This window comes from Halobacillus salinarum (assembly GCF_022919095.1).
Lineage (GTDB): Bacteria > Bacillota > Bacilli > Bacillales > Halobacillaceae > Halobacillus_B > Halobacillus_B salinarum.
This window is the reverse complement of the sequence record NZ_CP095073.1, coordinates 1,088,361-1,101,858: the sequence shown is the minus strand read 5'-3', so window position 1 is coordinate 1,101,858 and position 13,498 is coordinate 1,088,361. Positions and strand designations below refer to the sequence as shown.

The following is a 13,498-nucleotide window of genomic DNA, read 5'->3' as shown; positions in this document are numbered from 1 at the left end:
AAAACCCGTTTGGTTTTCTTCTCTCGAAAACCAAACGGGTCTTTGCTGACTACTCTCCAAAAAACGTCTCCACCACTTCAGCCGTCTGCTTCAGCAAAAGCTCATAGTGATGCTTGTGAGGAGGAATTTCCGGTGCAACATATCCTCTGTAGCCTGCCTTCTTAAGGCTGGCTGCTGTTTTCTGCCAGTCCACATCCCCTGCTAGGAGAGGGACAAAACCTGCACTATCCCCGACTGCTTCTTTAAAATCTTTCAAATGCACTTGAACCAGCTGATCGCCGAGAGATTCGATCCAATGCTCCGGGTAGCCGTCGCGGACGACGTTGCCGATATCCAAGTACATCCCTACGTGCGAAGAATCGACATCCTCAAGAAAACGCCGGAACTCCAGCGGACTGTACAAAAATTTATTCCAGACGTTTTCGACACCGATTTTAATACCAAGCTGTTCCGCTTTAGCGGCTGCTTCCCTAACGGCTGCGACAGCCCGCTCATAAGCAGCAGCATAACTGACGTCTTCTGTAACAAGACCCGGGACAACGAGGACCGATTGTGCGCCACACAGCCTGGCGAACTCAAGCATTGTGTTTACGATAGCTTTTCCTTGTAAGCGCGTGTGTTCATCATTTGCTGTAAGTGGATATTTCCATAAGAGATCAGTAGAAATGCTGTAAATGCTCATTCCATGCCTATCCGCAATACTTTTGACGTTGAGAATCTCTTCTTCGCTCGTTTCCATCGTGAAAATCCCGGGAGCTTTATCCTCCAGGTTCAATTCGACTCCGTCGTACTTAAGCTTTTCAGCCAGTGAAAAAATTCCTTCTGCATCAAGCTCAGGCGGAAAGCACCAGGCATTGATTCCTTTTTTCATTTTACACGCCCCTCATTTGCTTTTTTCTCGTGCTTCAATGGCGGCTTTAAAGCAGCGGTTCCACCTCTCTGTGGTGATGATCACACCTCCTCGTTAGTAACGGACCGTCGCTTTATCCGCTGCGGATTGGTATGCGGCCAGCGCCACTTCAAGCGCCTTCAATCCGTCGCGGCCCGTGATAAACGGCTCCCGCTCGTCTTGAACGGCTTCCAAGAAATCAGCGACCAGGCTCTCGTCCATATCATCACCCCAGAATTCCCAGTTCACACCGTCTCGATTGCTGTAGACGTCAATCTTCTGGTCAAACGCATGGACAGATAAGGTGCCTTTGGTGCCAACGATTTCAAGCGTGACATCGCCCCACGTCGGATACGCATCATTACGAGACCAGCTGCAGTCAAGCGTTGCTGAGACTCCGTTCGTAAATGACATGGATAGAATCCCGCTGTCATCAATGGCTTCTGTCGTAAAATGGGTACCGATTTCAGCATAAACTTCATTCACTTCCTCACCCATAAACCAGCGAAGAAGATCGACAACGTGAACGGTGTGATCAAGCACCGCACCGCCTCCAGAGAGTTCAGGCTGAATAAACCAGCCGCCAGGATTCGTTCCTCGGTTCGTTGCTTTTACCGCTAAAAGATCTCCGAGTTCGCCAGCGGCAATCAACTCTTTTGCCCGCAGCACTGGTGTGCTGAACCGTACCGGGAAGGCAATTTGTAAAATCACTTCATTTTCCCTGCATACTTCAATCATCTTCTCAGCATCTTCCACGCTAGTGGCCATTGGTTTTTCACATAAAATATGTTTTTTCGCCTTCGCTGCTTCGCTTACGTGCTCAAGGTGCTTCGCGTTTTCAGATGTTACGATAACCGCTGTTACGTCCGTTTCAAGCAGCGCATCCAAACGGTCGTAATAGATCGCGCCAAACTGTTCCGCAGCATTCTTTCCTCTTGAAGCATCTTCATCAAACACGCCCGCAAGCTCTACATTCGGACGATTGTTTAGCGCTTCAGCATAGCTGTAGGCATGTCCGTGGGCAAAACTAATGATTCCGATCTTCATTCTTCCTCACCCTTTCGCTATCCGTTGTTTGTTTAATTCCACAGGCTCCCCTGTATCACAGGACGTCTGGGCAGCTGTGGCGATTTCGATGGCACGATAGGCATCTTCAGCTGTGACGAGCGGTTCCTCCCCAGTCTTAATGCAATGGATAAAATGCGCGAGTTCATTTTGGTAAGGGGAGGCCTTGAGCGGACTTTCCGGTACTTCCACGCCGGCGCCGCTGGTTTCCGCGTCTTTTTTAACAAGATGGAGAGGGCTGCTCTTCGCGCTGTTGTAATCGATGATGCCTTCGTCTCCTGCTACTTCAATCGCAGATGAAAAGCCCTGGTGCGCCCACGTTCCTTCGAGATGGGCAATGACGCCGTTTTGGAATCGTAACGTAACGAGCGCATACTCCCGCTGCTCAGCTAACGGAATCTTTTTCGCAAAAACCCGTTTCACTTCGCCGAAACAGCCCCTCAGGTAATCAAAATCATGGAGAAGCAAATCAAGAACCAGTCCGCCGCTTTTTTCAAAATCGGCATACCAATTTTCCGAGCCTACCGGGAACACGCCGCCGCGGGAGGTACGGACGACACCTGGCTTGCCGACTTTTCCTGCAGCAACAAGTTCCTTAATCCGCGTATATTCTTGAAAAAACCGGACAACATGGCCGACAAACAGTCGTTTCCCTTTTGTTTTACAAGCATCGATGATCTCCCGTGCTTCTTCCAAGCTTCTTGCGAGCGGCTTTTCACAAATGATGGAGTCCGCGTGCTCGGCTGCTTTAATCACAAATTCCTTATGCAGGTACGTCGGCAGACAGATATCAATCACATCCACTTCCCCTGCTAGTTCCATTGCTTCTTCAAATGAGCTGAATGCTTGGGCTCCGGTTTCCTCTGCCAGCGCCTTTGCTTTTTCCGTACTGAAATCGGCAATCCCGACAAGCTCTGCGTCTTTAATAGTTGAATAGGATGCCGCATGGACGGCCCCCATCGTTCCAGCGCCAATTAATAAAACTTTCATTCGTATGAACTCCTCTCTATTCCTTAATCGCTCCTGACATAAAGCCTTTAATAAAGTACTTCTGAACAAAACTGAACATGACAGCAATAGGAAAAGTGGAAATGACACTGGCGGCCATCATCTGATGCCAGTACACGATGTTTTGCCCGGCGAAATCCGTCAGTGCCAGGCTGATCGGGCGTAAATTCGAGTCCGAAATAAAGATTAACGGAATCAATAGATCGTTCCAGGCCATGATGAACGCATAAATCCCTGCCATGGCAATGCCGGAAGCGGACAGTGGAACGACAATTTTTATGATGCCTTTTATTCGCGAGCAGCCATCCATGGCCGCCGCCTGCTCCAATGTTTCGGGCACACTTTTTAAATACCCGTGCAGGAGCCACACCGCCATGGGAAGCGTTAAGGCACAGTTCGTAATGATGACGCCGACGAGCGAGTTTAATAGATTGTAGCTTTGTGCCAGCTGGTACAATCCAACAATCAGTACGATCGGTGAAAACATCTGCGTGACTAATACGATAAACAGCATGCTGTTTCGTCCAAAAAAGGAAAACCGGGAGATTCCATACGCAGCCGGAAAAGCGAGTAGAATCGTAATAATCGCTGTAGATGAAGCAATGATTAAGCTGTTAAAGAAAGGCGCCTTAAACTGATAATCCCCGCCCCAAACGTCTGCATAGTTTTGCCACTGAGGAATCGATGGAAACCAATCCGGCGGCCAATTGAAAATCCCATCATACGTCTGCAGCGACGTCGCCACCATAATCCAGATCGGGAACAGCATAATGATAAAGATGACCCAAAGCGCGATGTGCGTAGGCAGATTTCGCAGTTTGCCAGTCAATTCCGTTCACCTCTTTACTTAAAGTTCTTCCTGTCTCATTAATAACCGCTTATACAAAATGGTCGTAATCGTTAAAATAATGAAAATTACAACGGCAATCGCAGCTCCCATCCCGAGATTAAATGAACCGAAGGACTGTTTATATGCTTGAACGATCAACGTCTGCGTTGCATCTACAGGACCGCCGCTCGTCATCGGCCAAATGACTCCAAACGAGTTGAATGTCCAAATGCCGGACATTGTCGTTGCGACGAGAATAATCGGCTTCATGACAGGCAGGGTAACGTGAAAAAGCTTTTGGAAACGGTTGGCCCCGTCCATGTTTGCCGATTCGTGCAGTTCAACGGGAATCGACTGCAGTCCTGCTAAGAACATCATGGCCAGAAACGGAATCCCGAGCCACATGTCGGTAATGGCCGTCGCCACAAACGCCGACCACTTTTCACCGAGAAACACATATGGCTCCTGTAAAATATGAACCTGCGTTAATATATAATTCAGCATGCCGAACTGTCCGTCATAAATCCAGCGCCACGTTACCGCCGCAACAACCATCGGCGTCACCCATGGCAGCATCAGCAAGATAAGGTAGAACCGTTTAAAAGCAATATCCTTCGCAAGGAGCAGCGCAATGCCAAAGGCAATCAGCGTTTTGCCGCCAACGGACAATGCGGTCCATAACCCCGTGCGTCCGACCGTCTCCCAAAAGGCCTGCGAGGAAAACAGCTTCCAGTAGTTTTCGAGTCCGATGAACTGGATGCCAAGATCCGGCCGCGTTAGTATATTTGAGGTCAGCGACAGGTAAAGAATTCTTCCAATCGGATACGCGACCATGATGAGCATGAACACAACCATCGGCAGCAAATAGATAAAGGCCGATTTTTCAGGAGAGAAAAACCTGCGCATGCTCCTCTTCTTCTTTTTCATGACCAAGGTGTTATCGATGTGAACCAGTCCTTTCTCATAGTGACAAGAGGAGGCAAAGTGCACCTCCTCTCCCTTCACTATTTATTTAGGCTCGAGCTGCTGATCCTTGATTTGCTTGGCAGCCTCATCTAATACCGCTTGCGGATCTTCCCCGTCAAGCGCACGTTGTACCGACTGGGTAATGATCTCCTGGAACGGTTCCCATACGGCCGGAGCCGGCTGTGGTTCGCCGTACTCAATCATATCGACAAACGTGGAAAAGTAAGGATCTTCTTTAAAGAAAGGATCTTTCGCTTCTTCTTTCAGCATAGGAAGTGATCCATTCGCTTTATCAAATTTTGTCTGCTCTTCAAGCGAAGCCATGAATTCAAGGAACTTATACGCCTCTTTTGGGTGCTCTGTTTTCGCAGAAATGTAGTTCGAATCGGAAACGAGTACGTTCGCCATCTTTTTGCCCTTCGGAAGCGGAGCCGTTTTATAAGGAGTTTCTTTGTTGTCGGGATCCACACCCATCAGGGATTTGCCCCAAGGGCCGATCACGTACATCGCGATCTTGCCTTCTTTAAATAGGACAGGCAGCAATTCGCGGTTGTATTCCACTGGATTAGGCACCACTTTTTCTTTTGTATAAAAATCGCGGTAATACTCAAGTGCTTCGACAGCTTCAGGGGAATTGATCGCAACATTCCCGTCTTCATCAAATACCTGTCCGCCATTTTGCAGCAGATAATTAAAGTACTGCGTTGTCGTCGAGACGTGCGCCGCACCGGAAATCGCGAATCCGTACATGCCTGAATTCTCTTCCTGTACCTTTTTCGCAGTCGCAACCAGCTCGTCCCATGTCTTTGGCGGCTCTTTAATTAAATCGGAGCGATAGATTAAGGCACGCGCTGAAAAGGCCTGCGGCAATGCATAAATCTCACCCTTATATTGAGAAGACTTTTGTAACGCTTCCGGGTACTCCTTCAGTTTGTCTGACGCCATATCCGTGATGGGAAGAATACCATCCATATCAGCAAATGCCGTCAACCAGCGCGTCCCGCCGGAAAACACATCCGGAGATGAGCCGCCGTTAAAGCCGGTCACAAGCTTCTGGTACGCGTTATCCCAGCCAACAGCTTCAAGCTTCACCTTAATAGTTGGATTCTCTTTCTCAAAACGGTCAATAATTCCCTGGACACGCTCTCTCGTATCCGGAGTATCCGCCCCCGGCTTCAAGTACGTAATTTCGACCGGGCCATCGCTTTCTCCTTCACCAGATGAGCCAGAATTTGAATCGCCCGAACAGGCAGCCAGCATGAAAACGAGTAACCCAACCATGATCCATAGAAGTTTTTTCACTTTACTCCACCCCTCTATAAGTTTAGAAAATAGGAATAAGACCAGTAATTAGACAGGGACTTCAAAGTATTCCTTCAGCGCCACAGACGCTGCGCCTTTCAGCTGAAAATCACCTCCTAAAGTCGTTGCCTGGATCTCAAGGTTTTCTGTGAAAATCGCAAACGACAGGTCGTTGACTCTTTCTCTCAATCGTTTAATGAAATACGAATCACTCGTAATCGAACCCCATCCGACGAGTACGACTTCGGGATTAAACAGATTCACGAGCGTAACGATCCCATTTCCCATATATTGAATGGGATCTTCAATGACAGCCTGGGCCAGCTCATCTTCTTGTTGAAGCGCTTTCAAAAAATCTTCTTGAGTTAGCTCGTCCACTGCCTTCCCTTTAGCAAGCATCGATGTCGATTCACCCTGTTCCAGCCTTTCTTTTATGCGTTCGAGCAATGCCGGCCAGTTGACATAGTTTTCGAGACAGCCGCGGTTGCCGCACTCACATTGAATCCCTTCCTTATCAATAGAGATATGGCCGAACTCGCCCGCTCCTCCCTGCGCCCCTCGAAAGATGACGTCTTCAATAACGATGCCTGAACCAATTCCGTCCCCCATCTGAATATAAACGAGGTTCTTTTTATCTTCATAGCTGCCAAAATTAGTTTCCGCGAGCGCAATCGCATTGGCATCATTATCAATCCATGTCTCCAAGCCAAACTCTTTTTCAATCATTTCCTTAAGCGCAATGTCCTTTAAATTAAGCTTCGCATTGTTGCGGATGATCCCGCGCTTGGAATCGACAATCCCGGGTACGATGAGTGAAATGCCGATGCAGTTCGATAAATCATCGATCCCGCTTAAATAACGGCGAATTAACCGAAGCGTCTCTTCGATCACTTGATTATTTACTTGAAAGTCGTCTTCGTACGTCAGCTTGTCCTGCACTTCTGCTTCTAAATTTAACGTGCCGATTTCAATATGGGAGTTGGTAATCGATACGCCAATCAGAAACTTACTGTCCGGCGCAAACTGTAAGTAGGTCGGTTTCCTGCCTCCGCTGGACTCTCCCGTTCCTCCTGTCACGACGATCCCTTCCTGCAGCAGTTCACTCACCGCTGAAGTTACTGTCGTCGGACTCAGCTTCGTCTTCTTTGCGATTTCGCTTCTTGAAATCGGTCCCTCCTCTCGAATGGTCCGCAGCACGATGTACTGGTTGATCTCCTGCATTAACTTCAAACCGCCTGTCTTCAGCATCGTGTCCTCCTAACTTCAACCCATATTCTATGATCGAAAAACTTACTTTTTCCAATGACTTTATTAAGTTCTTATGTTTACTATAGCACCGCCTCCATTAAAAAGGAACACAATATTCAGAAAAATAAAAATAACAGGAAAATAATCCTCTGTTATTGTCTTTATTTGTAAAAGGATATAAATCATGGTTAGTTGCTTTATCCTTCTATTAACAAATTTAACTGCCACAGCTCTGTTCATGAGCTGTGGCAGTTCTGGTCATTGATTGGAAATGATAGATTTCTGGTACCACTGTCTAAAGGCTAAAGTTCACGATCATGCGTTTCACGTTTGATTGACTTCCTTTTTCATGGGAGTCAATCATCCAGCCGCTTTCTTAGAAAACTGGCTGTTGTACAGTTCAAAATAAAAACCTTCTTGGGCTAACAGCTCTTCATGAGTTCCCTGCTCGATCACAGAACCCTCATCCATGACGAGAATTAAATCCGCATCACGAATGGTCGATAAACGGTGGGCGATGACGAAGCTGGTACGTCCGGCCATTAAGTGGTTCATGGCCTGCTGGATCAGTACTTCTGTCCGGGTATCTACGCTTGAGGTCGCCTCATCCAGGATCATAACTGGAGGGTCGGCTAAAATGGCCCGGGCAATGGTGATCAGCTGTTTTTGTCCTTGAGATATGTTGGATGCTTCTTCATTTAAGATCGTCTCATATCCTTCCGGCAAAGTGCGGATGAAGTGGTCAGCATGAGCCATCTCTGCTGCCCTGATGATGGCCTCCTCTGAAGCCTCATTTTTTCCGTACGCTATGTTTTCTTTAATCGTTCCATTAAAGAGCCACGTATCCTGCAGGACCATTCCAAAGTTTTGCCGCAGTTCGCTCCTTGATAGGTCTCTCGTGTCGATCCCATCAATTTTTATGCTGCCGCCATTCAGCTCATAGAACCGCATTAATAGATTGATAAGCGTCGTTTTCCCTGCTCCTGTAGGTCCTACAATTGCCACGGTCTGGCCCTGTTTCACAGAGATGTTCATATCCTGGATGAGTAAATCGTTGTCGTAACCAAAGTCTACGTGCTCGAAAGTGACCGCTCCGGCTTTTTTTCCTAAATGCAGCGAAGGTTTTTCTTTTTCTTCTTCTTTTTCATCCAGCAGTTCAAATACTCTTTCAGCTGCGGCCACCGTAGATTGAATAATATTGGCGATGTTGGCCGTTTGGGTAATGGGCTGAGTGAACTGGCGGGTATAAGTAATGAATGCTTGAATATCTCCAATGGAGATGGCGCGCTGGGTTACAAGAATGCCGCCGATGACACTGATGAGGACATAACTGATATTCCCTATAAAGGACATCATCGGCATGATGATGCCTGAAATAAATTGAGCCTTGCTGCCTGCTTGATATAAGTCTTCATTCACTTCATCGAAGTCTTCGCCGGCGGTCTTTTCATAACCGAAGGCTTTAACGACTTGATGACCCGTGAACATTTCTTCGATGTGTCCATTTAATTGACCCAGCGTACGCTGCTGATCGGCAAAATACGTTTGCGACTTTTTCAAAATCGGACGAATCACAAAAATAGACAGCGGTAAGCTCACGATCGAAATTATCGTCAGCAATGGGCTGATCGATAACATCATGATGACAATTCCAATGATCGTGACAATCGAAGTAATGAATTGGGTCATGCTTTGCTGGAGCGTACTGCTGATCGTATCGATATCATTGGTCATCCGGCTCAGGATTTCGCCGTTCGGGCGGCTGTCAAAATAGCGGAGAGGCAGCTTTTCCAGCTTTTGATTCACATCTTCTCTAAGATCGTAAGCTGTCTTTTGGGCAACACTGGACATGATATATTGTTGAATAAAATTGAAAATGCTGCTGACTACATAAAGTCCTGCTAATAGGAACAGGATTTGGGCAATCCGCTGAAAGTCGATTCCTCCGCCCTGTACGCCCTCCAGTTTTTCATAAGCGCCTTCAAATAATTCGGTAATGGCCGTACCCATGATTTTTGGACCAATAATCGAAAAGACCGTACTCAATATGGCCGCAATGAAAACCGCAATGAATTGTTTGCGGCGAGACTTCAAGTAACCGAGCAGCCTTTTTAATGTCGCCTTGAAGTTTTTTGGCTTCTGCCCCATCATCATCATATTGCCGCCACCCGGACCAAATCCCATCGGTCCTCCTCGTTGAGGTTTTCTTTCTTTGGTCATGCGGATTCCTCCTCTGTGAGCTGGGATTTGACAATTTCCTGGTAAACCGGGCTTGATTCAAGCAGGTCCTCATGGGTGCCCGTTCCTGACACCCGGCCTTCTTCTAAAACGATAATTTGATCCGCATCCATCACGGTGCTGACGCGCTGGGCTACGATGACAACGGTCGATTCTTTTGTCTCTTCCTTCAGCGCGTAACGGAGGCTGGCGTCGGTTTTATAATCCAGAGCAGAGAAGCTGTCATCAAAAATGTAAAGGTCAGGTTTCCTTACGAGCGCTCTTGCAATCGATAACCGCTGTTTCTGTCCCCCGGATAGATTCGATCCGCCTTGTTCTATTTCGGACTCATAGCCCTGAGGCAATTTATTAATAAATTCTTCTGCCTGCGCGATACGAGCCGCATGGACGATTTCTTCCTGGGAAGCATGTTCTTTACCAAATCGGATATTATCGGCAATGGTTCCTGTAAACAGTGTGGCTTTTTGCGGGACAAGGCCGATTTTCGACCGGATCTCCTTTTGAGCAGCCTCCTGGATATCTACTCCATTCACGCGGATGGATCCATTCGAAATTTCATAAAACCGGGGAATTAATTGCACGAGGGTGGACTTTCCGGACCCCGTCCCCCCGATAATGGCAGTCACTTCTCCGGGTTTTGCTGTGAAGCTGATATCGGATAATGCCGGTTCTTCAGCTCCAGGGTAATGAAAGGTCACACGGTCAAACTCGAGGGTCCCTTTTGTAAGATCCGCTGATTTAGAACCGTGATCCTTAAAAGCAGGCTCCATTTCCAACACCTTGTTTATTCTTTTCGCTGAGACGTCTGCACGCGGCACCATGACAAACATCATCGAAGCCATCACTAACGCGAACATGATCTGCATCACGTATTGAATAAAAGCCATCAGGTCACCAATCTGCATCCCGCCGTGATCAATCCGCAGACCGCCAAACCAAATCACTAAGACTACAGTTACATTCATCACTAACATCATGACCGGCATCATAAGAGCCATAATTTTATTTACTTTTATGGAAACGTCTGTTAACTCTTTATTGGTATGTCGGAGCCGTTCTTTCTCCTCTTTCTCCCGGCTGAACGCACGAATCACTCGTATGCCTGTAAGGTTTTCCCTGAAGATCAGGTTTAAGCGGTCCAATTTTTTCTGCACCGTTCGAAATAAGGGAATTCCTTTATAAAGAATCAGCAGAATGGAGCCTATGAGTACCGGCATAATTAGAACAATCACTAAAGCGAGCTTGGCATCTTTTAAGACCGCCATAATGATTCCACCGACCAACATCATTGGTGCCCCGATAATCATCCTCAGCATCATAATTGTCACTTGCTGAACTTGCGTAATGTCATTGGTGGAGCGTGTGATCAAAGAGGAGGTGCCTACTTCATCAAATTCCTGCAAAGAGAAATTTTCAATATGGTAAAAAAGCTTCTTTCGAACATCACGTCCTAAGCCGACCGCTGCTTTGGAGGAGTAGTAGCTGGCAATAACTGAAGCAATAGCTCCAAGTAAAGATACCGCAAGCATAACCCCTCCAATTTTCCATATATAAGGAATGTTTCCTACGACAACTCCCTTATCCACGATGTCTGACATCAGCGTCGGAAGATAGAGGTTGGCTATCGATTGGAGGAAAATGAGGACAAATACGGACACAATCATCCATTTGTAAAGCGTTAAATGTTTTAATAATTTAATCATCCAGGACCTTACCTCCTTATTCCGTGGGTTGGTCTTCGAAAAAGACAGCCATCTGCTGAAGCGTTGCCATGAAGTCTTCAAACTGCTGCTCTGAAAGTGATTGGACCGCAGATTCCGCGACTTGATGAATGCTTCCTTCCTGCCTGTGGATATTCGAAAGCAGTTCTTCTCCATGATTACTTAAAGAAAGAAGCATTTCCCTGCGATTTTCTTCCACTTGCTTCCGGTAGAGAAGCCCTGCTTGAACAAGGCCGTCCACAGCCTGGCTCAACGTACTTTTCGGTAAAAAAGTTTTTTCACCGACTACTTTTTGAGTCATTTCTTTTTGTGGAGCAATCGTTATTAAAATGATGTACTGAGGGACTGACAAATCGTTCATACTTGCTGTTTTCTGCGCAAACCGCGTCAGGTTATTATTCAATCTTGCGAATCCCCTCAGCAGCTGAATGCCCCGGGGAAGATGATCTTTATTCTGCATGTTCAAGCCTCGCTTTTTATCATTTAATTTCTATTACGAACAGTTCGTAATGGAACTATTCAATTCTAGACCTATTTTACAAAAGAGTCAAAGGGAATAGTACCCATTAATGATTCATAATGAAAGTCCGGATAATCACCATTGGAAAAGGGCTTATTCACCCTCTCTACAAGGAGGACAGGTTCATGTGTAAAAATTTGAAGCAAGCTTTAGAGAGTAGTCAGGAAAGGGAGGAGTAAACCACAGTTGAAGAAGCATCTTTTTTGACGAGGCAGAGGGAAGATCGTTTTAGGAGCAAATTGAAAGGGTGCATAGAAACAAATCGGCACCTCCACGGATACGCTCCGTAAAGGTGCCTCTATTTTCAATGATTGAAACGATAATGGTCCAGAGTACCTGACCATTATCCCAAAAACTTCACACAAACCGGTTCCGGAACAGAAACGTCCGATTGAATTAAAGACAGCTTCCCTGTCGCTTGATCTCTCTCAAACAACGTCATCGTATTGGACTTCTGGTTCGTCGCGATGAGGAAATCTTCAGAAGGATCCAAGACAAAATCACGCGGCCAGTTTCCTTCTGTGGACGTCCATTCGATAAACGTTAATTGACCAGAGTCTTGATCGACCTTGTACACGGCAAGGCTGTTATGGCCGCGATTTCCGGCGTACACAAACCGGCCGTCAGACGAAATATGAATAGCACTTCCATCATTGGTTTCCTTAAAGTCTTCTGGAAGAGTTGGAATGGATTGCTGCTGAGTAAAGCTTCCGTCATTCTCGTCGTAACGCAGCACTAGAACCTCTGAGCTCAGCTCCGTCATCACATACGCGAACTTTTTATTCGGATGAAACGTCAGATGTCTGGGACCTGACCCCGGCTTCGCCGTAAAGACTTGGACTTCCGTTAATTTTCCATTGTCAACAGCGTAAGAAGTAACACGATCTGTTCCCAGGTCAACGGCAACGACGTACTTTTCATCAGGCGTAAAGCCGGCAAAATGCATGTGCGGTTTTTCCTGTCTCTCATGCGGGCCGGAGCCTTCGTTTTCAATCACAGAAACGGCAGGATGAAGCGATCCATCTTCATTGGTTAAATAGGATACAACTTCCGTGGAATGATAATTGGCTGTCACTACCGTACTTTTCTGATGATCGACACTCACGTGGCACGGAGGAGATCCTGCTCTCGTCTGCCGGTTTAATTCCGTCAACCCGCCGGTCTCACCATGGATCGAAAAAGCAGTTAGACCGCCATTGTCTCCATCTTTCGTTACCGCATAAAGATTCTTTCCATCGTCACTCACCGTCACATATGTAGGATTCCCTAATTCAGCAGCTACCTTCACGTCACTGAGGGCTTTCTTTTCGGTATCAAGCGTGAACTGATAGACGCCTTTACTTTGCTGTTTCGTGTAGGTTCCGATATAACCTGTATACTTTGTCATGATAAAACTCCTTTGTATCGTAGTTTGAAAATCTTTCATCTGATCCAACAAATCATTTAGTTTCTATTATCTTATCAAAAAAGAAAAAAACCAAACACTTTAAGTGCTTGGATCTTCTTTGGATGCACCGCTCTCGCTCGCCCCGAAATAAAAAGAAATTTTCCTCGTATTCGGCATCGCAGCCGTGACCTTTACCACCTGATCTTCCAAACCATCCGGTAGGAGATAAGGATGGTCGTCAGTCGGACAGCCTTTGTTCCCTCCGCTTTTCCAGCAGGAGTTTGTTTTCTTCCCTACGATTCTTCTGTAAAATTGGAAGTTCACC

At 46.7% G+C, this 13,498-nt stretch carries 12 protein-coding genes; all 12 read right to left on the bottom strand.

Annotation, left to right across the window (positions count from 1 at the left end; translation table 11 throughout):
- Positions 1–49 precede the first annotated feature (49 nt).
- Positions 50–871 carry a sugar phosphate isomerase/epimerase family protein gene (locus MUN89_RS05715; protein ID WP_244712175.1) on the bottom strand — a complete coding sequence of 274 codons (822 nt, stop codon included), beginning with the start codon at positions 869–871 and terminating at the stop codon, positions 50–52.
- A gap of 93 nt (positions 872–964) precedes the next feature.
- Positions 965–1,936 (bottom strand): Gfo/Idh/MocA family protein, encoded by a 972-nt coding sequence (locus MUN89_RS05710; RefSeq protein ID WP_244712174.1) that lies wholly within the window; start codon positions 1,934–1,936, stop codon positions 965–967.
- Between the two features lie 6 nt (positions 1,937–1,942).
- The gene (locus MUN89_RS05705) at positions 1,943–2,944 is read right to left on the bottom strand and encodes a Gfo/Idh/MocA family protein (RefSeq protein ID WP_244712172.1); all 1,002 of its coding nucleotides are present in this window, start codon (positions 2,942–2,944) and stop codon (positions 1,943–1,945) included.
- 16 nt (positions 2,945–2,960) lie between these two features.
- Positions 2,961–3,791, bottom strand: coding sequence for a carbohydrate ABC transporter permease (locus MUN89_RS05700; protein ID WP_244712170.1), 831 nt, complete (start codon positions 3,789–3,791; stop codon positions 2,961–2,963).
- Positions 3,792–3,809: 18 nt separating this feature from the next.
- The gene (locus MUN89_RS05695) at positions 3,810–4,718 is read right to left on the bottom strand and encodes a carbohydrate ABC transporter permease (protein ID WP_244712168.1); all 909 of its coding nucleotides are present in this window, start codon (positions 4,716–4,718) and stop codon (positions 3,810–3,812) included.
- Positions 4,719–4,799: 81 nt separating this feature from the next.
- Complete coding sequence (locus MUN89_RS05690; protein ID WP_244712167.1) at positions 4,800–6,059, bottom strand: ABC transporter substrate-binding protein; 1,260 nt, start codon at positions 6,057–6,059, stop codon at positions 4,800–4,802.
- Between the two features lie 48 nt (positions 6,060–6,107).
- Positions 6,108–7,307: an ROK family transcriptional regulator gene (locus MUN89_RS05685; protein ID WP_244712165.1), complete on the bottom strand. Its 1,200-nt coding sequence runs from the start codon at positions 7,305–7,307 to the stop codon at positions 6,108–6,110.
- Between the two features lie 360 nt (positions 7,308–7,667).
- Positions 7,668–9,527, bottom strand: coding sequence for an ABC transporter ATP-binding protein (locus MUN89_RS05680; protein ID WP_244712163.1), 1,860 nt, complete (start codon positions 9,525–9,527; stop codon positions 7,668–7,670).
- Positions 9,524–11,248, bottom strand: a complete 1,725-nt coding sequence (locus tag MUN89_RS05675; RefSeq protein ID WP_244712161.1) for an ABC transporter ATP-binding protein — start codon at positions 11,246–11,248, stop codon at positions 9,524–9,526. The genes MUN89_RS05680 and MUN89_RS05675 overlap by 4 nt, the downstream gene beginning before the upstream one ends.
- 16 nt (positions 11,249–11,264) lie before the next feature.
- Entirely contained in the window at positions 11,265–11,726 is a 462-nt protein-coding gene (locus tag MUN89_RS05670) for a MarR family winged helix-turn-helix transcriptional regulator (RefSeq protein ID WP_244712159.1), read from the bottom strand.
- Positions 11,727–12,129: 403 nt separating this feature from the next.
- Positions 12,130–13,173 carry a lactonase family protein gene (locus MUN89_RS05665; RefSeq protein WP_244712157.1) on the bottom strand — a complete coding sequence of 348 codons (1,044 nt, stop codon included), beginning with the start codon at positions 13,171–13,173 and terminating at the stop codon, positions 12,130–12,132.
- 99 nt (positions 13,174–13,272) lie between these two features.
- Positions 13,273–13,497 carry a hypothetical protein gene (locus tag MUN89_RS05660; RefSeq protein WP_244712156.1) on the bottom strand — a complete coding sequence of 75 codons (225 nt, stop codon included), beginning with the start codon at positions 13,495–13,497 and terminating at the stop codon, positions 13,273–13,275.
- Between the last annotated feature and the right edge of the window lies 1 nt (position 13,498).